Annotated in this window: 22 protein-coding genes (1 of these 22 running past the window's edge); 14 read left to right on the forward strand and 8 right to left on the reverse strand. The window is 68.5% G+C overall.

Features of this window, described 5'->3' with window-relative positions; genetic code table 11:
• Together FRZ32_RS07955 and FRZ32_RS07960 are read right to left on the reverse strand one after the other, a co-directional pair.
• On the reverse strand, positions 1 to 499 hold the 5' portion of the coding sequence (locus FRZ32_RS07955; RefSeq protein WP_147043004.1) for a twin-arginine translocation signal domain-containing protein. Its footprint begins 233 nt before the window's first position; the window shows 499 of its 732 coding nt (coding positions 1-499); it begins with the start codon at positions 497 to 499; its stop codon lies off the left edge, out of view.
• Between the two features lie 92 nt (positions 500 to 591).
• Positions 592 to 963, reverse strand: a complete 372-nt coding sequence (locus FRZ32_RS07960; protein ID WP_147043005.1) for a hypothetical protein — start codon at positions 961 to 963, stop codon at positions 592 to 594.
• A gap of 218 nt (positions 964 to 1,181) precedes the next feature.
• Here FRZ32_RS07960 and FRZ32_RS07965 point away from each other — a divergent pair, with 218 nt between their 5' ends.
• On the forward strand, positions 1,182 to 1,823 hold the full coding sequence (locus FRZ32_RS07965; protein ID WP_158635871.1) for a Yip1 family protein: 642 nt from the start codon (positions 1,182 to 1,184) through the stop codon (positions 1,821 to 1,823).
• On the opposite strand, the gene hutH is transcribed toward FRZ32_RS07965, so the two are convergent.
• From hutH to hutI, 3 genes are all read right to left on the reverse strand, one after another.
• Positions 1,817 to 3,334, reverse strand: coding sequence for a histidine ammonia-lyase (gene hutH / locus FRZ32_RS07970; RefSeq protein WP_147043007.1), 1,518 nt, complete (start codon positions 3,332 to 3,334; stop codon positions 1,817 to 1,819). The two genes, FRZ32_RS07965 and hutH, sit on opposite strands and share 7 nt — an antisense overlap.
• A gap of 136 nt (positions 3,335 to 3,470) precedes the next feature.
• Complete coding sequence (hutU, locus tag FRZ32_RS07975; protein WP_147043008.1) at positions 3,471 to 5,132, reverse strand: urocanate hydratase; 1,662 nt, start codon at positions 5,130 to 5,132, stop codon at positions 3,471 to 3,473.
• Between the two features lie 51 nt (positions 5,133 to 5,183).
• Positions 5,184 to 6,395, reverse strand: a complete 1,212-nt coding sequence (gene hutI, locus FRZ32_RS07980) for an imidazolonepropionase (protein ID WP_147043009.1) — start codon at positions 6,393 to 6,395, stop codon at positions 5,184 to 5,186.
• A gap of 39 nt (positions 6,396 to 6,434) precedes the next feature.
• Between hutI and FRZ32_RS07985 the strand changes: the two genes are divergently transcribed.
• The 5 genes from FRZ32_RS07985 to FRZ32_RS08000 are packed head-to-tail and all read left to right on the forward strand — an operon-like array spanning position 6,435 to position 10,108.
• Positions 6,435 to 7,313 carry an arginase family protein gene (locus FRZ32_RS07985; RefSeq protein ID WP_147043010.1) on the forward strand — a complete coding sequence of 293 codons (879 nt, stop codon included), beginning with the start codon at positions 6,435 to 6,437 and terminating at the stop codon, positions 7,311 to 7,313.
• Positions 7,310 to 7,804: a flavin reductase family protein gene (locus tag FRZ32_RS15555; protein WP_243445229.1), complete on the forward strand. Its 495-nt coding sequence runs from the start codon at positions 7,310 to 7,312 to the stop codon at positions 7,802 to 7,804. The genes FRZ32_RS07985 and FRZ32_RS15555 overlap by 4 nt, the downstream gene beginning before the upstream one ends.
• A complete protein-coding gene (gene pdxH / locus FRZ32_RS15560; RefSeq protein ID WP_243445341.1) occupies positions 7,798 to 8,394 on the forward strand; it encodes a pyridoxamine 5'-phosphate oxidase in 597 nt (198 codons plus the stop codon). Before FRZ32_RS15555 ends, pdxH begins: the two co-directional genes overlap by 7 nt.
• Positions 8,391 to 9,326 carry a cation diffusion facilitator family transporter gene (locus FRZ32_RS07995; protein WP_147043012.1) on the forward strand — a complete coding sequence of 312 codons (936 nt, stop codon included), beginning with the start codon at positions 8,391 to 8,393 and terminating at the stop codon, positions 9,324 to 9,326. Before pdxH ends, FRZ32_RS07995 begins: the two co-directional genes overlap by 4 nt.
• Positions 9,323 to 10,108 (forward strand): PhzF family phenazine biosynthesis protein, encoded by a 786-nt coding sequence (locus tag FRZ32_RS08000; RefSeq protein ID WP_147043013.1) that lies wholly within the window; start codon positions 9,323 to 9,325, stop codon positions 10,106 to 10,108. The genes FRZ32_RS07995 and FRZ32_RS08000 overlap by 4 nt, the downstream gene beginning before the upstream one ends.
• Positions 10,109 to 10,127: 19 nt before the next feature.
• Here the strand turns inward: FRZ32_RS08000 and FRZ32_RS08005 are convergent, their stop codons facing one another.
• Positions 10,128 to 11,906 (reverse strand): DUF885 domain-containing protein, encoded by a 1,779-nt coding sequence (locus FRZ32_RS08005; RefSeq protein WP_147043014.1) that lies wholly within the window; start codon positions 11,904 to 11,906, stop codon positions 10,128 to 10,130.
• A 124-nt stretch (positions 11,907 to 12,030) separates the two neighbouring features.
• On the opposite strand from FRZ32_RS08005, the gene FRZ32_RS08010 reads away from it, so the two are divergent.
• Both FRZ32_RS08010 and FRZ32_RS08015 read left to right on the forward strand, forming a co-directional pair.
• Positions 12,031 to 12,546, forward strand: coding sequence for a DUF2306 domain-containing protein (locus tag FRZ32_RS08010; RefSeq protein WP_147043015.1), 516 nt, complete (start codon positions 12,031 to 12,033; stop codon positions 12,544 to 12,546).
• 74 nt (positions 12,547 to 12,620) lie between these two features.
• A complete protein-coding gene (locus FRZ32_RS08015) occupies positions 12,621 to 14,057 on the forward strand; it encodes a peptide MFS transporter (protein WP_147043016.1) in 1,437 nt (478 codons plus the stop codon).
• Here FRZ32_RS08015 and FRZ32_RS08020 read toward each other — a convergent pair.
• Positions 14,054 to 14,755 (reverse strand): winged helix-turn-helix transcriptional regulator, encoded by a 702-nt coding sequence (locus FRZ32_RS08020; RefSeq protein WP_147043017.1) that lies wholly within the window; start codon positions 14,753 to 14,755, stop codon positions 14,054 to 14,056. The genes FRZ32_RS08015 and FRZ32_RS08020 overlap by 4 nt on opposite strands.
• Before the next feature lie 83 nt (positions 14,756 to 14,838).
• On the opposite strand from FRZ32_RS08020, the gene FRZ32_RS08025 reads away from it, so the two are divergent.
• Genes FRZ32_RS08025 through FRZ32_RS08045 form a run of 5 tightly spaced genes read left to right on the forward strand, consistent with a single transcriptional unit; the run spans position 14,839 to position 17,703 of the window.
• A complete protein-coding gene (locus FRZ32_RS08025; protein ID WP_147043018.1) occupies positions 14,839 to 15,540 on the forward strand; it encodes a DUF899 family protein in 702 nt (233 codons plus the stop codon).
• A gap of 30 nt (positions 15,541 to 15,570) precedes the next feature.
• A complete protein-coding gene (locus FRZ32_RS08030; RefSeq protein WP_147043019.1) occupies positions 15,571 to 16,002 on the forward strand; it encodes a VOC family protein in 432 nt (143 codons plus the stop codon).
• A 27-nt stretch (positions 16,003 to 16,029) separates the two neighbouring features.
• Positions 16,030 to 16,386 carry a DUF1428 domain-containing protein gene (locus FRZ32_RS08035; RefSeq protein WP_147043020.1) on the forward strand — a complete coding sequence of 119 codons (357 nt, stop codon included), beginning with the start codon at positions 16,030 to 16,032 and terminating at the stop codon, positions 16,384 to 16,386.
• A 13-nt stretch (positions 16,387 to 16,399) separates the two neighbouring features.
• Positions 16,400 to 17,185 carry a VOC family protein gene (locus tag FRZ32_RS08040; RefSeq protein ID WP_147043021.1) on the forward strand — a complete coding sequence of 262 codons (786 nt, stop codon included), beginning with the start codon at positions 16,400 to 16,402 and terminating at the stop codon, positions 17,183 to 17,185.
• A gap of 23 nt (positions 17,186 to 17,208) precedes the next feature.
• A complete protein-coding gene (locus FRZ32_RS08045; RefSeq protein WP_147043022.1) occupies positions 17,209 to 17,703 on the forward strand; it encodes a VOC family protein in 495 nt (164 codons plus the stop codon).
• Positions 17,704 to 17,748: 45 nt separating this feature from the next.
• On the opposite strand, the gene FRZ32_RS08050 is transcribed toward FRZ32_RS08045, so the two are convergent.
• Positions 17,749 to 18,234 carry a pyridoxamine 5'-phosphate oxidase family protein gene (locus FRZ32_RS08050; RefSeq protein ID WP_147043023.1) on the reverse strand — a complete coding sequence of 162 codons (486 nt, stop codon included), beginning with the start codon at positions 18,232 to 18,234 and terminating at the stop codon, positions 17,749 to 17,751.
• A gap of 150 nt (positions 18,235 to 18,384) precedes the next feature.
• On the opposite strand from FRZ32_RS08050, the gene FRZ32_RS08055 reads away from it, so the two are divergent.
• A complete protein-coding gene (locus tag FRZ32_RS08055; RefSeq protein WP_147044386.1) occupies positions 18,385 to 21,630 on the forward strand; it encodes an amidohydrolase family protein in 3,246 nt (1,081 codons plus the stop codon).
• Positions 21,631 to 21,700: the final 70 nt, after the last annotated feature.

Consider the following 21,700-nt stretch of genomic DNA (forward strand, 5'->3'; position numbering starts at 1 on the left):
CGCGGCCGTTGCCGACCGGATCGGCGTAGCGCCCGGTATCGCTGTCGGTGACGCCGGAGCGACGCCCGCCGCGGCCATTGCCGACCGGATCGGCGTAGCTGCCGGTATCGTTGTCGGTGATGCCCGAGCGTCCGCCCCCGCGGCCGTTGCCGACCGGGTCGGCATAGCTGCCGGTGTCGTTGTCGGTGATGCCAGAGCGCCCGCGCCCGCGACCGTTGCCCGCCGGGTCCGCATTTGGGCCGCGATCGCTATCGGTAATTCCGGAACGGCCGCGGCCGCGCCCATGGCCGGCGCGATCGGCATTGGGCCCGCCGTCGCTGTCGGTCACGCCGGTATAGCCCCGGCCGGCCGGATCGGCATTCCTGCCATAATCGCTGTCGCTGACCTGGAGCGCCTCGGCCGAGGAGCCGAGAACGGTCAGCGCTGCGCCGCCGGCCACCGCACCGCCGGCCACCTGGCCGAGGAACGAACGCCGCGAAAGCTTGCGTGTGACTTTCATCTGATTTTCCCCATCTGGATACTGGACTGGAGGCCCCCGCGGGGCGGGCAGCCGGCCTCATGCAAAAGGAATGGCGCGGCTGGCGCGCCTGATCAGGCGCGCGGCGGCGCGCGGGCGTTTACGAGGCCGCCGATAAACCATGTCGGCGGGCTGGCGCCGGGCAGGATCGCCGCTTCCCGTGCGCGCGTCGCCGGGGCCGGCATGGTGGCGGCGCGCGCCGGCAGCGCCGCCTGGTGATGGGCGTCGATCGCCGGATCGGGGGCGATGCTGGCGCGAACGAACTTCTCCGGCGCCGGCGCGCGGTTCGGCCCGAGCGAGACGTCGCTGGTGAAGAAACTGAACGCCGATCCCGGCGTCTCGTGCACCGCGGAGCCGCTATAGGGATCGAGCGCGAAGGCGAAGACGGTCGCGAGCGCAAGCCAAAGCCCGCCCACGAACATCCGTCTGTGCACCGTCAGGCTCAATCGCGCCCCCCCCACGAATGGACGGACTGGCGTCCGCCGAAAATCCCCGATCCTTTTCCGCGGAACATAATCGAAAGGGCGTCCCTGTCCACCCGTCTCGTCGCCCAGCGGCGCGGGGAGGCGCCAGCCGCGTCGGGCGCCGTGCGTCAGCGTGCGCTTGTGATTTGCGGCCCAACGTGCTTCATTCGCGACAGTTCCTGACAGGGAGGGGCTTTTCCATGACTGACGGACCGACCAACCCGGCGACCGCATCGCTGATCGACCGGGTAAAGAACTTACTCATTTCACCCAAGTCCGAATGGGCGCGCATCGCCGCGGAGCCTGCCACGATCGGCGGCTTGTTCACGGGTTATGCGCTGATCCTCGCGCTGATCCCGCTCATCGCGGGCATCGTCGGAATGCTGGTGTTCATGCCGGCCTTCATGCGGCTGTCGCTGAGCTTCATCATCGCATCCGCGGTGATCGGCTATGTCATCTCGATGATCGTGGTCTACGTCATGGGCATGATCATCAGCGCGCTCGCGCCGACCTTCGGCGGCACGAAGGACAATGTCCAGGGAACGAAGGTCGCGGTCTACGCCACGACGCCGGTGTGGGTCCTGGGCATTCTCTCGATCTTCCCGCCGCTGAGCCCGATCGTCTACCTCGGCTATCTGTGGGTGATCTTCCAGATCTACCTCGGCCTCGGCCCGGTCATGAAGGCGCCGGAAGACAAGACGATCGTCTACACGCTCGTGATCGTCGTCATCTACATCGTGCTGATGGCCGTGCTCACCGCCGTCCTCGCCGGCATCGTCCTTTCGATGATCGGCCTGACGGCGCTCACCGCCGCCAGCTCGTTGGCGACGCCACCTTATTGATCGAACAGGGCGGACTGGACGGCTTCGGAAACGGCGCCGTCCAGCACCGCCGCCTTCGCCCAGGCGAGATCGTCCGCGAGATAGCGGTCGGCCGCATGGTGCGGCACCGAATTCCGGATCACCTCGATCGCCGGCCGCAGCGCCGGCGATGTCGCGAGCGGCGCATGGAAATCGATCCCCTGCGCCGCCGCCAGCAGCTCGATGCCGATCACGCCGGCGGCATTGCGCGCGATCCGCCGCGCCTTCAGCGCCCCGTGCGTCGCCATCGACACATGATCCTCCTGGCCAGCCGAGGTCGGGATCGTGTCGACGCTCGCCGGGAAGGCGAGGCTCTTGTTTTCCGAAACCAGCGCGGCCGCCGTGACCTGCGCGATCATGAAGCCGGAATTGACCCCTGAATCCTCGATCAGGAACGCCGGCAGCCCGCTCATCTTCGGGTCGATCAGCACCGCCAGGCGCCGCTCCGAGATCGATCCGGTCTCGCACATGGCGAGCGCGAGGATGTCGGCGGCGAAGGCGACCGGCTGGGCGTGGAAATTGCCGCCGGACAGCGCGTCCTCGCCGAAGATCAGCGGATTGTCGCTGACCGCATTGGCCTCGATCTCCAGCGTGCGCGCGGCGCCGCGGATGAGATCGAGCGCCGCCCCCATCACCTGCGGCTGGCAGCGGAAGCTGTAGGGGTCCTGCACCCGATCGTCATGCTCGCGGTGCGACTGGCGGATTGCGCTTCCCTCCATGAGGCGGCGCAGCATCGCCGCGACCTCGATCTGGCCGGGCTGGCCGCGCGCCGCATGGATGCGCGGATCGAACGGCGCGTCGGTTCCCTTCAGCGCATCGGTCGAAAGCGCGCCGGCGACGAGGGCCGAGGCGAAGACCCGTTCGGCGGTGAACAGGAGGTCGAGCGCGATCGCGGTCGAGGCCTGGGTGCCGTTGATCAGCGCGAGCCCTTCCTTGGGCCCGAGCACGAGCGGCGCGAGGCCGAGCCGTTCGAGCGCCTGGGCGGCGCGCATCCGCTCGCCGCCGACCGTCATCTCGCCCTCGCCGATCAGCGCCGCGCTCATATGGGCGAGCGGCGCGAGATCGCCCGACGCGCCGACCGATCCCTGGCGCGGGACGACCGGCAGCGCATCGGCCTCGACCAAAGTCAGCAGCCGCTCGACGATCGCGCGGCGCACGCCCGAACAACCGCGCGCGAGCCCGATCGCCTTGAGGACCATCATCAGCCGGACGATGCGGCGGGACATCGGATCGCCGAGCCCGGCGCTGTGCGACAGGATCAGGTTGCGCTGCAGCTCCGCCAGCCGGTCGTGCGGGATGCGCGTGCTGGCGAGCAGCCCGAAGCCGGTGTTGATTCCGTAGACGGTCGCCCCGCCGGCGACGATGGCATCCACGGCGGCGGCCGAGGCATCGATCGCGGCCCAGGCGCCGGCGGCGAGCTCCACGGGCGCGCCGTCCCAGATCGCGCGAAGCTCGGCGAGGGTGACGGAACCGGGGTCGAGGGTGATGGTCATGCGGCTGCAATCCTCCCTGTCGCCGCAGGCGATGGGGAGGGGGACCATGCGAAGCATGGTGGAGGGGCCTTCGGCGCCGAAAGCCCCTCCGGCCTTCGCCCTGGGCCGCGGCCGGTCCTCTTCCCCATCCGCTCCCTCATCTTCCCACCATCGGCAGGTCGAGGCCCTGCTCTTTCGCGCAGTCCACCGCGATCTCGTAGCCCGCGTCGGCGTGGCGCATCACGCCGGTGCCGGGATCGTTCCACAAGACCCGTTTCAGCCGGCGCGCGGCATCCTCGCTCCCGTCGGCGACGATCACCATGCCGGCATGTTGCGAATAGCCCATGCCGACGCCGCCGCCGTGATGGAGCGAAACCCAGGTCGCGCCCGAGGCGGTGTTGAGCAGGGCATTGAGCAGCGGCCAGTCGGAGACCGCGTCCGATCCGTCGCGCATCGCCTCGGTCTCGCGGTTGGGGCTGGCGACGGAGCCGCTGTCGAGATGATCGCGGCCGATCACCACCGGCGCCTTCAATTCCCCGCGCGCGACCATCTCGTTGAAGGCGAGGCCGAGCCGGTGGCGCTGGCCGAGCCCGACCCAGCAGATGCGCGCCGGCAGCCCCTGGAAGGCGATCCTCTCCCGCGCCATGTCGAGCCAGCGATGCAGGTGCGGATCGTCGGGGATCAGCTCCTTCACCTTCGCGTCGGTGCGGTAGATGTCCTCGGGATCGCCGGAAAGCGCGGCCCAGCGGAACGGGCCGATGCCGCGGCAGAAGAGGGGGCGGACATAGGCCGGGACGAAACCGGGAAAATCGAAGGCGTGGGTCACGCCCTCGTCGCTGGCGACCTGGCGGATATTGTTGCCGTAATCGAAGGTCGGCACGCCCATCGCCTTGTAGGCGAGCATCGCCTCGACATGGCGGGCCATGGACGCGCGGGCCTCGCGCTCCACCCGCTTGGGGTCGCGCTCGCGAAGCTCGATCCACTGCTCGACGCTCCAGCCGATCGGCAGATAGCCGTTCACCGGATCGTGCGCCGATGTCTGATCGGTGAGCGCGTCGGGCCTGATCCCCCGCGCGACCATTTCGGGCAGCAGCTCGGCGGCATTGCCGAGCAGGCCGACGGAGGTCGGCTCGTCCGCCGCGCGGATGATCTCCAGCGCCTCGTCGATGCTGGTCGCGCGCCGGTCGAGATAGCGGGTCTCGAGCCGCTTCGCGATCCGGCTTTCCTGGCATTCGATCGCGATGCAGTGCGCGCCGGCCATCACCGCGGCGAGCGGCTGCGCGCCGCCCATGCCGCCAAGCCCGGCGGTCAGGATCCACTTGCCGCGAAGGTCGCCGCCATGGTGCTGGCGGCCCATTTCGACGAAGGTTTCGTAGGTGCCCTGAACGATGCCCTGGGTGCCGATGTAGATCCACGATCCGGCCGTCATCTGGCCGTACATCATGAGCCCCTTGCGATCCAAAAGGTTGAAATGATCCCAGGTCGCCCAGTGCGGCACCAGGTTCGAATTGGCGATGAGGACGCGCGGCGCATCCTTGTGGGTCGGGAAGACTCCGACGGGCTTGCCCGACTGGATCAGCAGCGTCTGGTCCTCCTCCAGCCGCCTCAGCGTCTCGACGATCGCGTCATAGCTTTCCCAGTCGCGCGCGGCGCGGCCGATCCCGCCATAGACGACCAGCTCTTCGGGCGCTTCGGCGACTTGGCGGTCGAGATTGTTCATCAGCATCCGCATCGCGGCTTCGGTGGTCCAGCTCTTGCAGCTGAGCGCCGTGCCGGTCGGCGCCTCGATATGCCGGCTATTGTCGCGTCGATGGTGCATGACGCCTCCCTACCCGCTCGTCCCGAGCGAAGTCGAGGGGCGTGCTGCCTCTCAGGCATCCTCCCCGGCGACGATGCGCCGCACCGGCCCCGGCAGCCCGATCCAGTAGGCGAGCTCCGCCGGCCGATCGACCGCCCACACGCACAGGTCCGCGACCTTGCCGACCGTGATCGTGCCGATCTCCGCCTCGCGCCCCAGCGCCTTCGCCGCGCATCGCGTCATGCCGGCCACCGCCTCTTCCGGGGTGAGGCCGAACAGGGTGCAGGCCATGCTCATCATCAGGGTCGGCGAAAGGACTGGCGAGGTGCCGGGGTTGCAATCGGTCGCGATCGCCATCGGCACGCCATAGCGGCGAAGCAGATCGACCGGCGGCTTCTTCGTCTCCTTGAGCGCATAGAAGGCGCCGGGCAGCAGCACCGCCGCCATATGGGCCCGCGCCATCGCCGCCACGCCCTCCTCGTCGGCATGTTCCAGGTGATCGGCGGAAAGCGCGCGGAAATCGGCCGCCAGCTCGGCGCCGCGCAGATTGCTGAGCTGCTCGGCATGGAGCTTCAGCCAGAAGCCGTGGCGCCGCGCCGCCTCGAACAGCGCGCGCACCTCGTTGCGGGTGAAGCCGATCCCCTCGCAAAAGGCATCGACGGCTGTCACCAGCCGCCGTTCCGCCACGGCCGGGAGGATTTCCTCGATCGCCATCCGGACGAAGGCCGCGCGCTCCTCGCGATAGTCCGTCGGCAGCGCGTGGAGGGCGAGCAATGTGCGGTCGATCCGCACCGTCTCGGTCTCGCCGAGCCGCTTCGCCGCCTCCAGCATCTTGATCTCGGTCGCGGCGTCGAGCCCATAGCCCGACTTGATCTCGACGGTCGTGCAGCCGCCGCGCATCAGCGCGCGCAGCCGCGGGCGCGCCGCTTCGACCAGCTCGTCGCGCGATGCGGCGCGGGTCGCCGCGACGGTCGAGACGATCCCGCCGCCGGCCGCCGCGATCTCCTCATAGCTCGCGCCCTCGAGCCGCTGTTCGAACTCGCCGGCGCGGTTGCCGCCGAAGACGAGGTGGGTGTGGCAATCGATCAGCCCCGGCGTCACCCAGGCGCCGCCGAGCGGCTCGACCTTCTTCGCCTGATAGCCGGCAAGCTCGGTGCGCTTGCCGATGCGGACGATCCGTCCGTCCTGAATCCCGATCGCGCCGTTCTCGATCGCGCCGAAGGGCGCGTCGACGGCGGGATCCATCGTCGCGATATGGCAATCGACAAGAAGACGGTCCCACATGTCTCGCTTTCTACTCTGGCCCGCGTATAGGGGCAAAGCATGAGCTGGACGTCCATCGCCGATCTCATGGTCCGTGACGAAAGCGCGCCGATCGCCCTGATCGGCGCACCGCTGGAGGCCGGATCGGTGACGCCGGGCCGCTGCGACCTTGCCCCGGAGCGGCTGCGCGCGGCGATGAAGCGAATCTCGACCTATGATCTGGTCGAGGCGCTGGAGCTGGCCACGCCTGTCCACGACGCCGGCGACATCGCGGTCCAGACGAAGATGCCGAGCGAGGGCTTCGCCCCGATCCGCGACGCCGTCGCCGCCTGCGCCGCGCGCCACGATCTCACCTTGCTCGTCGGCGGCAACAATGCGGTCACCCGGCCCGGCGTCCACGGCCTCGGCCGGCCGCTCGCCGAGGTCGGGCTGATCACGCTCGACGCCCATTTCGACATGCGCGACACCGATCGTGGCCCGATGAACGGCAATCCGGTGCGCTGCCTCCTGGAAGACGGCCTGCCCGGCGCGAACATCTGCCAGATCGGCCTTGCTCCCTTCGCCAACACGCGCGGGATGCACGAGGACGCGCTCGCCGCCGGCATCGGCGTCTTCGACATCGATTTCGTCCTTGCCGAGGGGATCGAGGCGGCGATCGACGACGCGCTCGAGCGATTGAGCCATGTCGAGGCGCTCTATGTCGATTTCGACATCGACGTGATCGACCGCGCCCAGCTTCCCGGCGCGCCCGGCGCCCGGCCCGGCGGCCTTCCGGTCCACGATTTCTTCCGCGCCGCCCGCCGCCTTGCCGAAGAGCCGCGCGTCCGCATCGTCGATCTCACCGAATTCGATCCGGGCCTCGATGCGACCGATCTTTCGGCGCTCACCGCCGCGCGCTGGGTGGCGGAGATCCTCGCCGGCCATGCGAGGCGCGGATGAGCGGCGCCGATCCGGCCCTGGGCGATGCCTTCCGCCAGGCGATGCGCCGCGTCGCCGCGACGGTGAACGTCATCTCGATCTGCGTCGACGGCAAGCCGATGGGCATCACCGCCACCGCCGTCTCGTCGGTGTCGATGGACCCGCCGAGCCTGCTCGTGTGCATCAACCAGGCCGCCTCGCTCCACGCGCCGATGGGCGACATGAGCCATTTCTGCGTCAACGTCCTCCACGGATCGCAGGAGGAGGTCGCCCGCCTCTTCGCCGATCGCGCCCGCCATGCGCTTCGCTTCGCCTCCGGCGGCTGGGAGGAGGATGGCGACGGCCCGCCGCGCCTTCACGACGCGCAGGCGACGATCCTGTGCCGCCGGATCGACAGCCACAGCTTCGGCACCCATTCGATCTTCATCGGCGTCGTCGAGGAGGTGCGGGTGCGCGGCGACATCGATCCGCTCGTCTATCTCGACGGCGCCTTCCGGAGCTTCGCATCGTGACCGCGACCGATCCCGACGCCCTGTTCGACAGCTGGTTCGCCGAGGCGCGCGCGGCCGAGCCCAACGATCCCGACGCCATGTCGCTCGCGACCGCGACGGCGGATGGCGCGCCGTCGGTGCGGATGGTGCTGATGAAGGGGCACGACAAGCGCGGCTTCGTCTTCTACACCAACAGCCTCAGCCGCAAGGGCGACGAGCTCGCCGCCAATCCGCGCGCGGCCTTGCTCTTCCACTGGAAATCGCTGCGCCGCCAGGTCCGGATCGAAGGCCCGGTCGCGCCGGTGTCCGACGAGGAGGCCGACGCTTATTTCGCCTCGCGCTCGCGCGAATCGCAGCTCGGCGCCTGGGCGTCCGATCAGTCGCGCCCGCTCGCCAGCCGGACCTTGTTCGAGGCGCGCTACGAGATGACCGTGCTCGACCATGAGGGCCGCGACGTGCCGCGCCCGCCGCACTGGAAGGGCTATCGCGTCCGGCCCGAACGGTTCGAGTTCTGGACCGATCGACCGCACCGCCTGCACGAGCGCCGCCTGTTCGTCCGCGATGGCGAAGGCGGCGGCGAGGGCTGGCGCGAAAGCCTGCTCTATCCATGAGCGCGGCCGATCGCGCCCGTCTCACGACCCGCGCGGCGCTCGCCAGCGTCGCGGTCGCGCTGCTGCTGCTCGGCCTCAAGGTCTGGGCGGCGCTGGCGACCGGATCGGTGGCGATGCTCGGCTCGCTCGCCGATACCGCGCTCGACGTCATCGCCTCGCTCGTCACATTATTCGGAGTCCGCGTCGCGGCGCAGCCGGCGGACCGCGAGCATCGCTTCGGCCACGGCAAGGCGGAGGCGCTCGCGGCGCTCGTCCAGGTCGGCATCATCTCGGTCTCGGCGCTGGGCATCGCCTGGCGCGCGATCCAGCGGCTGATCGCCGGCGCGGAAACCGCCAATGCCGAAGACGGGATCATCGTGTCGGTCATCGCGCTCGTCGCGACCGGCTTCCTCATCGCCTATCAGCGCATGGTGATCCGTCGCACCGGATCGGTCGCGATCCGCACCGACAACGTCCATTACCAGAGCGACGTGCTGCTCAACCTGTCGGTGATCGCCGCGCTTGTGCTCGATCAATATGTCGGCCTCACCGGCGCCGATCCGGTCTTCGGAGTCGGCATCGCGCTCTGGCTGCTCTGGGGGGCGTGGCGCGCCTCGCTCCACGCGGTCGATCAGCTGATGGACAAGGAATGGCCGGACGACAAGAGGATGCGCTTCCTCGCCGTCGCCTCGGCCCGGCCGGAGGCGAAGGGCATCCACGATCTCCGCACGCGATCGAGCGGCGCGCATGATTTCGCGCAGTTTCACATCTGGATCGATCCGACGATGACGGTTCGCGAGGCGCACGACATCGTCGATGCGATCGAGGCCGATCTCGCCCGCGAATTTCCGGGCGTCGAGGTCATCATCCATGTCGATCCGGAAGGGCAGGTCGACAATCCCGGCAATCCGCTTCTCGAAACCGACGAAACCAGGGAGCCGATCCCCGAATGACCACGCTTCGCCTCGTTCAGGTCGATGCCTTCGCCGACAGGCCCTTCACCGGCAATCCGGCCGCGGTGATGCCGCTCGATTCCTGGCTCGACGATGCGACGCTCCAGGCGATCGCGATGGAGAACAACCTTTCGGAGACCGCCTTCACCATCCCGGCGGCGGACGGCGAGGCGGATTATGAGCTGCGCTGGTTCACCCCGGCGACCGAGGTCGTGCTGTGCGGCCATGCGACGCTCGCCAGCGGCCATGTCCTGATCGGCGACAGCGATCGCATCCGCTTCCGCACCCGCAAGGCCGGGATGCTGGAGGTCGCGAGGGATGGCGACGGCTATGCCATGTCGCTCCCGGCCTGGAAGCCGGAGCCGAGGCCGCTTCCCGCCATCGTCGCCGCGCTTGGCGTCACGCCGGTCGAAACGCTCTGGCATCCGCACCGCTACGGCGTCGTCGCGGTGGCGAGCGAGGCGGAAATCCACGCGCTCGCCCCCGATTTCAAGGCGCTTGCGGCCGAAGGCGACGTCCTCACCATCGTGACGGCGCCCGGGAGCGAGGCCGATGTCGTCAGCCGCGTCTTCGCCTGCGGCGCCGGCATCGACGAGGATCCGGTGACGGGCTCGGCCCATGCCGTCCTCACGCCTTATTGGGCCGCGCGCACCGGCCGCACCAGCTTCACCTACTTCCAGGCCAGCCGCCGCGGCGGCCACCTCACCGGCCGCCTCGAAGGCGACCGCGTCATCCTCGGCGGCCGGTGCGTGACCGTGATCGAAGGTACGATGACGATCTGAACCCAGGCGTCATGCCGGATCAGGTCCGGGGTGGCTGAGACGGCGCGGCGTCCGCCGGCCGCGCCTGCTCGGCGGCGATCCATTCGTTGATCTGCGCTTCGAGCACGTCGAGCGGCACCGATCCGTTCGCCAGCACCGCGTCGTGGAAGCGCCGCTCGTCGAACCGCGGCCCAAGCGCCTGTTCGGCGCGGTGGCGAAGCTCGATGATCTTGAGGCGGCCGATCATGTAGCCAAGGGCCTGGCCCGGCCAGCTGATATAGCGGTTCACCTCGGATTCGATGTTGCGGTCGGTGAGCGCGGTGTTGTCGCGCATGTACTGGATCGCGCGCGCCTTGTCCCAGCCATAGGCATGGATGCCGGTGTCGACGACGAGCCGGCACGCGCGCCACATCTGGTAGGAAAGCTCGCCCATCCGTCGTTCGGGCGTGTTGTAGACCCCCATCTCCTCGCCGAGGCTCTCGGCATAGAGCGCCCAGCCTTCGGTGAAGGCGGTGAACCCGGTGAAGTTCCGGCGGAACGGGGCGATGTCCATTTCCTGCTGGAGCGCGATCTGGAGATGGTGGCCGGGCACCGATTCATGGAGCGACAGCGCCGGAATCTCCCAGAGCGGCCGCTGGTCGAGATGCGAGGTGTTCACATAATAGGTCCCGGAAATCCCGGCCTCCGGGGAACCCGAGCCGTAATAGGCCGTGGTCGTCCCCTCCGCCGTCTCGGCCGGAATCTCGCGGATCGTGAAGGTGAGGCGCGGCAGCCGGCCGAACAGGCGCGGCAGCCAGGCGTCGACCTGCTTGTTGAACAGGGCCGATGCGGCCATCAACTGCTCGGCGCTGGTCGGATAGTAGCTCGGGTCGGTCCTGAGATGCTCGATGAAGGCCTCGCGGCTCGGATAGCCGGCCTCGCGCGCGACCCGGTCCATCTCGCTCCGGATGCGCGCGACCTCGTCGAGCCCGATCTGGTGGATCTGCTGCGGGGTCAGGTCGGTCGTGGTGTGCTCGCGCACCTGCAGCGCGTACCAGGCCGCGCCATTGGGCTGGGCCGACACGCTGTCCACCCGCGCGCAATGCGGCAGATAATCGCGCGTGTAGAAATCGAGATGCTTCCGATAGGCGGGGTTGATCACCTCCGTGATGATCTGCCGCGCCCGCGCCTGCAGCGCCGCCCAGTCGGCATCGCCGATCGTCGACGGCTTCGGCCGGGTGAACGGCTCGTAGAAATGCGACTTCGTCGGGTCGCTCTCGATCACGCCGGAAATCGTGCGCTCATAGCCGCCGAGCACCGAACAGGGCAGCACGAAGCCGCCCCGCACCGCATTGGCCGTGATCGCCAGCGCCTGATCGTTGAGGCGGGGATATTGGGCGATGCGGGTGAGGTAGCTCTCATAATCGTGGCGGTCGCGGAAGGGCAGGCCGGTGGCGAGGCCGGCAAAGCCCTGGTGCCAGCCGTAATAAGTGGTGAAGAGCATGTCGCGCTGGCCGAAGCCGCTCTCCTCGATCGTCTCGCCGAGCATCCGCAGCAGGATCGCTCGGTTGACCCGGTCCGTCGGGCTCAGCGCATCGGCCGGGATCGCCTGGATCTGGTCGCGGAACGTGCGCGCCTGGCGGACATGGGCCGCGCGCGCCTCGGGCGACAGGTCGTCGATCCGGTCATCATAGTCGCGCACGCCGAGCGCGGTCGCCTGCGTCGGATTTTCGCGCAGCAGCCACTGGTAGTGCGCGTCCATGATGCGGTGGAAATCGTCGGCCGGCGTCGCATAAGCGGGCGCGGCCGAGGCGAGCAGCGCCGCTGCGAGAAAGGTCATTCGCATATCGGTCTTCCCCTTTTCTCCCCACCCTAGCCGCGCGCGACGAGCGATCAAGGCGTGCGGCGGTGCCTTGCATTGGTCGAGCCGGCCGTGCTTGGATCGCGCCGAGGGGAGAACGGCCATGGCGACGCTTGCCGGAACGTCCGAACGCGGTCCCGTGCAATCGCTTGCGCCGGACCTGATCGAGCGCGTGATCGCCGCCGGCGCCGCGCTGATGCTCGCGCTGCTTCTCGCGGCGGTGGCGCGCGGCCATTCGCAGTGGCGCGATGTGCCGGCGCTCGTCTGGCTCCATCTCGGCACGATCGCGGTCGCGCTGGCGATCACGCCGGCGATGATGCTGCGGCGGCGGGGCGATCGGCTCCACCGGCGGCTCGGCTGGGTCTGGGCGGCCGCGATGTTCGCCACCGCCCTCATCAGCCTTGGCGTGCGGACCATCCGCCCCGGCCATTTCAGCCTCATCCACCTCTTTTCGGTCATGACGCTGGTCAGCGTGCCCCTCATCCTGGTGACCGCGCGGCGGCACAAGGTCGCGCGTCATCGCCGCACGGTGCGCGGGCTGCTGATCGGCGGCCTGATGGTCGCCGGCTTCTTCACCCTGGTGCCGAGCCGGCTGCTCGGCCACTGGCTGCTGGGCTGAGCGACGCGCGCGAAAAGGCTGGCGCCCCCGCCATTTGCCGCTAGCTTTCGCGCTTTCGCCGCCCGGAACCACGCATGACCACGCACGCAACCGCCGAAAACCCCACTTATCCCTCGCAAAACCCCGATCCCGCGGACCGCGCCTTCCTTGGCCATCCCAAGGGGCTCGGCTATCTCGCATTCGCCGAGGGGTGGGAGCGCTTCTCCTATTACGGCATGCAGACGCTGCTCGTCCTCTACATGACGCAGCAATTGTTCACCCCCGGCCATGTCGAGAATATCGCCGGATTTCCGGCCTTTCGGTCCTTCATCGAATGGCTCTATCGCGGCCATCTCGATCCGCAGCCGCTCGCCTCGGCGACGTTCGGGCTCTATGCCGGCCTGGTCTATCTGACGCCGCTCGCCGGCGGGCTGATCGCCGATCGGCTGATCGGCCGCACGCGCACCATCACCATCGGCGCCCTGCTGATGGCGCTCGGCCATTTCCTGATGGCGTTCGAGGTGAGCTTCCTGCTCGCGCTGCTCTGCCTGCTCGTCGGCGTCGGCTGCTTCAAGGGCAATATCGCAACCCAGGTCGGCGAGCTTTACGGGCCGGACGACCTGCGCCGCGCCGATGCCTTCCAGATCTTCCTGCTGTCGGTGAACATCGCCGTCATCATCGCGCCGCTGGTCTGCGGCTATCTCGGGCAGGAGGTCGCCTGGCACTGGGGCTTCGGGGCGGCCGGCGTCGGCATGCTCATCGGGCTCGGCGTCTATCTGTCCGGGCTGCGCTGGCTTCCGGCACAGGCGGGCCGCGCGCGCAAGGGGGAGGCGCGGCCCGCCCACCCGCCGCTCGTCAAGGGCGACGGCCTCAGGATCCTCGTCCTTGTCCTTCTGCTGCCGCTTCTGATGCTGGCCGCGGTCGGCAACCAGGAGATTTTCAACGCCTATCTGGTCTGGGGCGACGCCAATTTCGATCTCTCCTTCTTCGGCCACCATTTCCCGGTCAGCTTCCTGATCTCGCTCGATGCCTTCATCTCGACGGGCATGATCTTCCTCTCGCTCGTCTTCTGGCGCTGGTATGGCACGCGCTGGCAGGAGCCGGACGAGATCACCAAGGTCACGATCGGCACGCTCATTTCCGCGCTCGCCCCGCTCGCGCTTGCGCTCGCCGCGTGGCAGCAGGCGGCGACCGGCGCGAAGATCGGCCTTGGCTGGGCGCTGGCCTTCCACATTCTCAACGATATCGGCTTCGCCAACGTCTTTCCGGTCGGCATCGCGCTCTATTCGCGCGCCAGCCCGCGCGCCGTGGCCGGGTTGATGATCGGCGTCTATTATGTCCACCTGTTCGCCTGCAACATGCTGGTCGGCAAGCTCGGCGGCTATCTGTCCAGCATGGAGCCGGGCCGGTTCTGGCTGATGCACGCGGCGCTGGTCGGGGCCGGCGGGGTCGGCCTGCTCGCCGCCCGCTCCTTCGCCGGCCGGATCCTTGCGCCGAGCAAGTCCGATGACGCGGCGCCGGCGGCCGCCTAGGCCGGGGGCGCGAACTTCTCGGGCAGCGGGAAGAGGGTGACGAGGCGGGCGAGCAGGGCCCGATCGCCCTCCACCACGAGCGCGCCATCGGCTTCGAGCGCCTCGGCGGGGACGCCGCCATAGATGAGGCCCGCGATCGCCGTGGCGGGGCCGGAGAGGACCAGATCGGCACCGTCCGGTTCGCCGCGCGCCACGCTGAGGCCCCCGCCGGCGATCCGCATCCGGAAACGCTCGGCGCCGATGCGAAAGCCGATCTCGGCCTCGATCCCGGCAAGACGCGCGGGATCGTTCATCGTCCGGAACGAGAGCATCAGCGAGGTCGCCGACAGCGGAAGCGTCGGATCGTGCGAGGGCGATCGCGTCGCCCAGCGGCCGAGCGTCTGGATGATCGGCTCGGCCTCATAGCCCCATTCGGTGAGCTCATAGACCTGCGTCGACGCCGGCGGGGGGAGCCGGCGGCGCGCCACGATCCCCTGCGCCTCCAGTCCGGCGAGCCGCTGGGTGAGCACATTCGCGCTGATCCCGGGCAGGTCGGCGCGAAGATCGCCGAAGCGCTTGGGCCCCAGCATCAGCTCGCGGATGACGAGCAGCGCCCAGCGCTCGCCGATGAGGTCAAGTGCGTGGGCCGTGCCGCAGGCGTCGTTGTAGAGCCGCCGCGACGGGCCGTGCCTTACGTCAGTTATATTTTCTAACTTCATAGTTGTATAATATAACGATCCCGGGCATGAAAGGCAAGTTCCGAGTCGCGAGGCGATTCGAAAGGACGAGACGGAGAGAGCCGATGCCCGACCTGAAGCCTGCCCGCGCGATGGCGGCCGCGAGCACGAGCCGCATGCCGGACGAGAGCGCGGATTACCGGCGCGCTCGAACCGAGCTCCTCGCCGAGGAGATCGAGCTGCGCCGGCAGATCGCCCGCGTCGCGGCGCAGCGCCGCGCGCTGCCGCCGGGCCCGATCGCCAGGGATTATCGCCTGCGCGATCAGGACGGCCGCGAGATCGGCCTTGCCGACCTGTTCGGCCGGCACGACACGCTCTTCACCTATTTCTGGATGTTCGGGCCCGATCGCGCCCGGCCCTGCCCGATGTGCACCGCCTTTCTCGGCTCGATCGACATACCGGCGCGCGACATCGAGCAGCGGCTTTCGATCGCCGTCCTCAGCCGATCGCCGGTGGCGCGCCAGATCGCCTTTGCCCGCGAGCGGGGGTGGCGCAACCTGCGCTTCTACGAGACGATCGGCGACGATTTCGCCCGCGATTTCGGCGCGCTCGACGAGGATGGAGACGAAGGCGCGGCGGTGATCGTCTGGCGGCGCGACGGCGACGAGGTTCGCCTGTTCTGGGCGGCCGAAGGCGGCGCGGAGACCGCCGATCCGGGGACCGATCCAAGCCTCGCGCCCGATCCGGTGCCGCTGTGGAACATCCTCGATCTGACGCCGGCCGGCCGCGCGCCCGATTGGTATCCCTCGCTCGACTATCCCGCTTGAACCCAATCCATGCACGAAGGAGCCATTGCCATGTCACGCCTGATTTTCGTGAACCTTCCGGTGGCGGATCTTCCCGCCGCGCGCGCCTTCTACGAGGCGATCGGTTTCACCAACAACCCGACCTTCACCGACGAGACCGCCGCCTGCATGGTGCTCTCCGACGTGATCCATGTCATGCTGCTGACGCACGACAAGTTCGCCCAGTTCACGCCGAAGCGGATCGCCGACGCGCATGAGACGAGCGAGGTGCTGATCTGCATCTCCGCCGGCAGCCGCGAGGAGGTGGATGCGATCACGGACAAGGCGATCGCCGCCGGCGGCCGCGAACCGCGCGAGAAGCAGGATTACGGCTTCATGTACGGCCGCAGCTTCGAGGATCCCGATGGGCATGTCTGGGAACCGATGTGGATGGACCTCCAGGCCGCGCAGGCGGCGATGCAGGGCGAGCCAGCCATCGCCTGACGGTGCATTTCAGCGGAAGGGCCGATCATGATCTATGTGGACGGATTCGTCGCGGCGGTGCGGGCCGACAGGAAGGACGATTATCGGGCGCATGCCGCCAGGATGTCCGGCATCTTCTTCGAATGCGGCGCGCTTCGCGTCGTCGAGACCTGGGGCGATGACGTGCCCGACGGCAAGCGCACCGATTTTCGCCGCGCCGTTCAGGCCGAAGATGGGGAAGTCGTCCTCTTTTCCTGGATCGAATGGCCTTCGAAGGAGGCGCGCGACGCCGGCTGGAAGACATTGATGGCGGACCCGCGCATGCAGCAAGGCGAGGCGCCGCCGTTCGACGGCAAGCGAATGATCTATGGCGGATTCGCGCCGATGCTCGACGAGCGCGCCTGAAGAGGAGGATAAGATGGCCGACACTTTCTTCTGGTATGAGCTGATGACGTCCGATCTGGACGCCGCGATCGATTTCTACACCCGCGTCGTCGGCTGGACGGTCGAAGATCATCCCAACAGCGCGCTCGTGGGCGTTCGCTACGCAATCCTGTCCGCCGAGGGGCAGGGGGTTGCCGGCGCCATGCAGCTCACCGACGACATGACGGCGGGCGGCGCGCGGCCGACCTGGCTCGGCTACATCCATTGCGCCGACGTCGATGCCCGCGCGAAGGCGATCGCGGAGGCGGGCGGCACCATCCATGTGCCGCCGATGGATATCCCCAATGTCGGCCGCTTCGCCCTCGCGACCGATCCGGGCGGCGCCTATTTCTACATCATGGCGCCCCAGCCGCCCGAGGGCGAGGCGCCGCCGGAAGCGCTCGCGCCGACCACGCCCGGCAAGTTCAGCTGGCACGAGCTTTATTCCAGCCTCGGCGACAAGGCGGCCTTCGATTTCTACGCCGGCCAGTTCGGCTGGGAGACGATGCACGAAATGCCGATGGGCGAAATGGGCACCTATCGCATCTTCGGCGCGGACGGCGTGCAGATGGGCGGGATCATGAAGAAGCCGGATCAGGTGCCGATGTCCGCGTGGGGCTTCTACACGAATGTCGAGGCGATCGACGCCGCGGTCGATCGGGTCAAGGCCAATGGCGGCCAGATCGTGAACGGGCCGATCGAGGTGCCGGGCGGCAGCTGGATCGTCCAATGCGTCGATCCGCAGGGCGCACATTTCTCGCTCACCGCGCCGGGCCGCTGAGCCGATTTCGAAGGAGAAGGATGATGTCCGACAAGATCACGCCGTGCCTGTGGTTCAACCATGACGGCGAGGAAGCCGCCAATTTCTACGTGAGCCTGCTGCCCGACAGCCGCGTCACCCGGATCGTCCGCGCGCCCGTCGACACGCCTTCGGGGCCGAAGGGCTATCCGATGGTGGTCGAATTCACGCTGGCGGGCCGGCCCTATGTGGCGCTCAACGGGGGGCCGATGTTCAAGCATAGCGAGGCGGTTTCGTTCATGATCCACACCGAGGATCAGGAGGAGACGGACCGGCTGTGGAACGCGATCACCGGCAATGGCGGCGAAGCGAGCGTATGCGGCTGGTGCAAGGACAAATGGGGCCTGTCGTGGCAGATCACGCCGCGCCGCCTGCTCGAGCTCACCATGAATGACGATCCCGGCGTCGCCAGCCGGGCGATGGCGGCGATGATGACGATGGGGAAGATCGACATTGCCGCGGTCGAGCGCGCCGCCTTCGATCGGGAAGCGGCGGCCTGAAGCCGCAAACGCCCCTCTCCCGGCGCGGGAGAGGGGCTTGCGGGCTCAGAGGGTCACCTCGGCGACCTTTTCCTTGTAGGTCTGCTTGGGGTCGGCGCCGGTCAGCCACTGGATCGCGGCGCCCAGCGGCGTCGCGTTGAGCCAGATTTTCGCGCTTTCCGGATCGAAGCGGAGCAGCGCCAGCCTGGGATCGTCCTTGCCGCCGTCGAACCAGGCGGCGACATAGGGGTTCCACAGCCGGTCGACGACCGCGCGATCGGTGTCGCCGGCAAGCCGGCCCGCGATGCTCGCGAACAGGTCGTGACCGCGGCCGGTGAAGGTGGCGATCGCCTCGCGCGGCGCCTCCAGCGCCTGGACGAGATCGGTGTCGCGCGCCGTGAACACCCACAGCGGCCCGCCTTCCTCGCCTTCCATAAGCGCGGTCATCGGCCGCAACGCGCCCTCGCCGTTGCCGCCGAGCCCCAGCATCAACGTCCGCTCGCTCTTCAGTTCGCTCCAGAATTTCCGCGTGATTTCCGCATCCTCGGCCATGTCCGCATCTCCTTTCGAAAGGCCAAGCGGACGAGGGCGCGCGCGGTTCCCTTGGTTGCGGTGCGACGAATGTCGCTGGTCGACACGCGCTTGCCTGCCGGAGCCAAGTGGGGCAGCGTCCGCCTCACCGAATGGGGGAACTTTCCGATCATGCTCAAGGGTCTCGCCGCGCTTTCGATCCTGCTCGCCTCCACCAGTGCGCTCGCCGCGCCGGCCAGGCCGGGCGCAAACGCACCCACCTGGGATGTCAACGCGCCGCCGGGGCAGCGCCTGCGCGAGGTCCGGCTCGATGTCCGCGAGGGCACCTGGATGAATGTCGATGTGAGCCCCGACGGCCGCTCCATCGCCTTCGATCTGCTCGGCGATCTCTACATCATGCCGATCGACGGCGGCACGCCGCGGCGGCTGACCTCCGGCCTTGCGTTCGACATGCAGCCGCGCTTCTCGCCGGACGGGCGCCAGATCGCCTACACCTCCGATCGCGGCGGCGGCGACAATATCTGGGTGATGAACGTCGACGGCAGCGGCGCGCACCAGATCACCCATGAAAGCTTCCGCCTGCTCAACGCGCCGACCTGGAGCCCGGACGGCCGATTCATCGCCGCGCGCAAGCATTTCACGACCGGCCGCTCGCTCGGCACCGGCGAGATCTGGCTCTACGACGCCAGCGGGCGCGGCGACGGCATCGCACTCGTGGAGCGGCCCAACCAGCGCTACCAGAAGGAGCTCGGCGAGCCGACGTTCAGCCATGACGGCCGCTTCATCTATTTCAGCCGCAACACGACGCCCGGCGACATTTTCGAATATGCGCAGGATTCGAACCAGGAAGTGTTCGCGATCGAGCGCTACGACATGGCGACCGGCGAGCGGACCCAGGTCGCCGGCGGGCCCGGCGGCGCGGTCCGCCCGCAGCCGTCGCCCGACGGGCAATGGCTCGCTTATGTCCATCGCACCGGCGGACATAGCCACCTTTACGTGAAGAACCTGCAGAGCGGCGAGGAGCGGCAGGTCTATGCCGATCTCGATCAGGATCTCCAGGAAACCTGGGCGGTCCACGGCGTCTATCCCGACATGGGCTGGACTCCCGACAGCCGCACCATCGTCTTCTGGGCCGGGGGCCGCATCCGCCGGGTGAACATCGATGGATCGGGCGTTGCCGAAATCCCGTTCCATGTCGCCGACACGCGCGTCGTCATCGATCCGCCGCGCCCGTCGATCGAGGTTGCGCCCGACACGTTCCAGACGCGGATGCCGCGCTTCGCCAGCGTCTCTCCTGACGGCAGCCGGGTGGTGTTCGAAACGCTCGGCCGGCTCTACATCCGCGACCTCGCCGGCAACGGGGCGCCGCGGCTGCTGACGCCCCGCGATTCGGATTTCCAGCTGTGGCCGAGCTGGTCGCGCGACGGCAGCCGGATCGTCTTCGTCTCCTGGAATGATGAGCGGCTCGGCGAAATCCGTTCGATCGCGGCCGATGGCGGCGACATGAGGACGCTCTCGCAGCATCCGGGCCACTATCGCCATCCGCGCTTCTCGCCCGACGGCGCGACCATCGTCTATGAGCTCACGGGAGGCCAGGGGCTGACCTCCAACCGCTGGTCGGAGGACACCGGAATCTTCCGAATGCCGGCGACCGGCGGCGCGGCGACGAAGATCACCGGCGACGGCTCGAACCCGCAATTCGGCGCGGCCTCCGACCGCATCTTCCTCGAGACCCGCGAGGGCGGCAAGGACAAGCTGATCAGCGTCGACCTGCTCGGCGGCAACCGGCGCACCCACGCGCAGGGCGAAATGGTCACCGAGTTCGAAGTGTCGCCCGACGGGCGCACGCTCGCCTATCGCCAGAATTACAACGTCTTCGTCACCCCCTTCTTCGATGGCGCGGCGACGGTGGAGCTTGGCGAGAATACCGGCCAGCTCCCGGTCGCGCGCGCGACCGGAGACGGCGGCATGTATCCGGCCTGGTATGCCGGCGGTCGCTCGCTCGCCTGGAGCGAGGGGCCGACGCTGTTCACCGGCGACGTCGCCGCGATGCTCGCGCCGGGCGGCTCCTACGCCGCGCCGCGCACCGGCACCTCGCTCGCAATCTCGGTCACCGCCGATCGCCCGACCGGCACGGTGGCGCTCACCGGCGCGCGCATCGTCACCATGGCGAGCGACGATGGCGGAGTCATCGAGAACGGCACGATCGTGATCGAGGGCAACCGCATCCGCGCCGTCGGCCCGGCCGGATCGGTCGCGATCCCTGCCGGCGCGCAGCGGATCGACGTGACCGGCAAGACGATCATCCCCGGCATGATCGACGGACACGCCCACGGGCCGCAGGGCGAGGACGATCTCGTGCCCCAGCAGAACTGGTCGGCGATGTCGCACCTCGCCATGGGGATCACCACCGTCCACGATCCCTCAAGCACGGCGAGCGAGATTTTCCCCGCCGCCGAGATGCAGCGCGCCGGGCTGATCCTCGCGCCGCGCACCTTCTCCTCGGCCGAGATCATCTACGGTGCGCGGGCGCCCGATCGCTATGCGCGGATCGACAGCTATGAAGATGCGCTCAGCCACATCCGCCGGCTCCAGGCCGAGGGCGCGCATTCGGTGAAGAATTACAACCAGCCGCGCCGCGACCAGCGGCAGCAGATCACCTCCGCGGCGCGCGCCCTCAACATCCTCGTCGTGCCGGAGGGCGGATCGCTGTTCCAGCTCGACGTCACCCATATCCAGGACGGCAATTCGACGCTGGAGCACAATTTCCCGCAGCGCGTCTATTATGAAGACCTGCTGAGCCTGTGGTCGCAGACCCGCGTCGCCAACAATCCGACGCTGGTCGTCAGCTATGGCGGCCTTGCCGGCGATCCCTATTGGACCGCCGCATCGCCGATGTGGAACCATCCCTTGCTCAGCCGCCACACGCCGCCGCAGGTGCTCGCCGGCCGGGTGCGCGGCGTGACCGCGCCCGACGACCAATATGCCGATCCCTATAGCGCGCGGATGAGCCATGAGCTCTATCAGCGCGGCGTGCTGATCGCGATCGGCGGCCATGGGCAGCAGCCGGGCATGTCGGATCATTGGGACCTCTGGAGCCATGTCCGCGGCGGCACCTCGCCGCTGGAGGCGCTCCGCCACGCCACGATCGATCCAGCGCGGATCTACGGCTTTTCGGATATCGGCAGCCTCGAACCCGGCAAGCTCGCCGATCTCGTGATCCTCAACGACAATCCGCTCGAGAATATTCGCAACAGCGACCATATCGACAAGGTGATGCTGAACGGGCGGCTCTACGAAGCGGCGACCCTGAACGAAGTGGTCACCGGCAATCGCCGGCGCCAGTCCTATTTCTGGGAAGGGCCGAACGGCAGCGGCACCGGCCCGGCGCCGGCGTCGGCGGATGGAGAGGACTGAGCGGGCACTGCCGGACGGCGGCGGATCATGCTATAAGGCGAAGCGGCAGGGGGGTCTGGAAGGAGGCCAA

The sequence above is a fragment of the Sphingosinicella ginsenosidimutans genome (genome assembly GCF_007995055.1).
GTDB lineage: Bacteria > Pseudomonadota > Alphaproteobacteria > Sphingomonadales > Sphingomonadaceae > Allosphingosinicella > Allosphingosinicella ginsenosidimutans.

What these genes read in the sequence shown, in the direction of transcription:
- FRZ32_RS08050 (WP_147043023.1), bottom strand. Translation starts at nt 18,234, where the DNA reads ATGGCCGAGGATGCGGAAATCACGCGGAAATTCTGGAGCGAACTGAAG.
- FRZ32_RS08045 (WP_147043022.1), top strand. Translation starts at nt 17,209, where the DNA reads ATGTCCGACAAGATCACGCCGTGCCTGTGGTTCAACCATGACGGCGAG.
- FRZ32_RS08030 (WP_147043019.1), top strand. Translation starts at nt 15,571, where the DNA reads ATGTCACGCCTGATTTTCGTGAACCTTCCGGTGGCGGATCTTCCCGCC.
- FRZ32_RS08010 (WP_147043015.1), top strand. Translation starts at nt 12,031, where the DNA reads ATGGCGACGCTTGCCGGAACGTCCGAACGCGGTCCCGTGCAATCGCTT.
- FRZ32_RS08000 (WP_147043013.1), top strand. Translation starts at nt 9,323, where the DNA reads ATGACCACGCTTCGCCTCGTTCAGGTCGATGCCTTCGCCGACAGGCCC.
- FRZ32_RS15555 (WP_243445229.1), top strand. Translation starts at nt 7,310, where the DNA reads ATGAGCGGCGCCGATCCGGCCCTGGGCGATGCCTTCCGCCAGGCGATG.
- hutI (WP_147043009.1), bottom strand. Translation starts at nt 6,395, where the DNA reads ATGTGGGACCGTCTTCTTGTCGATTGCCATATCGCGACGATGGATCCC.
- FRZ32_RS08020 (WP_147043017.1), bottom strand. Translation starts at nt 14,755, where the DNA reads ATGAAGTTAGAAAATATAACTGACGTAAGGCACGGCCCGTCGCGGCGG.
- FRZ32_RS07985 (WP_147043010.1), top strand. Translation starts at nt 6,435, where the DNA reads ATGAGCTGGACGTCCATCGCCGATCTCATGGTCCGTGACGAAAGCGCG.
- hutH (WP_147043007.1), bottom strand. Translation starts at nt 3,334, where the DNA reads ATGACCATCACCCTCGACCCCGGTTCCGTCACCCTCGCCGAGCTTCGC.
- hutU (WP_147043008.1), bottom strand. Translation starts at nt 5,132, where the DNA reads ATGCACCATCGACGCGACAATAGCCGGCATATCGAGGCGCCGACCGGC.
- FRZ32_RS07995 (WP_147043012.1), top strand. Translation starts at nt 8,391, where the DNA reads ATGAGCGCGGCCGATCGCGCCCGTCTCACGACCCGCGCGGCGCTCGCC.
- FRZ32_RS07965 (WP_158635871.1), top strand. Translation starts at nt 1,182, where the DNA reads ATGACTGACGGACCGACCAACCCGGCGACCGCATCGCTGATCGACCGG.
- FRZ32_RS08035 (WP_147043020.1), top strand. Translation starts at nt 16,030, where the DNA reads ATGATCTATGTGGACGGATTCGTCGCGGCGGTGCGGGCCGACAGGAAG.
- FRZ32_RS08055 (WP_147044386.1), top strand. Translation starts at nt 18,385, where the DNA reads ATGCTCAAGGGTCTCGCCGCGCTTTCGATCCTGCTCGCCTCCACCAGT.
- FRZ32_RS08015 (WP_147043016.1), top strand. Translation starts at nt 12,621, where the DNA reads ATGACCACGCACGCAACCGCCGAAAACCCCACTTATCCCTCGCAAAAC.
- FRZ32_RS08025 (WP_147043018.1), top strand. Translation starts at nt 14,839, where the DNA reads ATGCCCGACCTGAAGCCTGCCCGCGCGATGGCGGCCGCGAGCACGAGC.
- FRZ32_RS08040 (WP_147043021.1), top strand. Translation starts at nt 16,400, where the DNA reads ATGGCCGACACTTTCTTCTGGTATGAGCTGATGACGTCCGATCTGGAC.
- FRZ32_RS08005 (WP_147043014.1), bottom strand. Translation starts at nt 11,906, where the DNA reads ATGACCTTTCTCGCAGCGGCGCTGCTCGCCTCGGCCGCGCCCGCTTAT.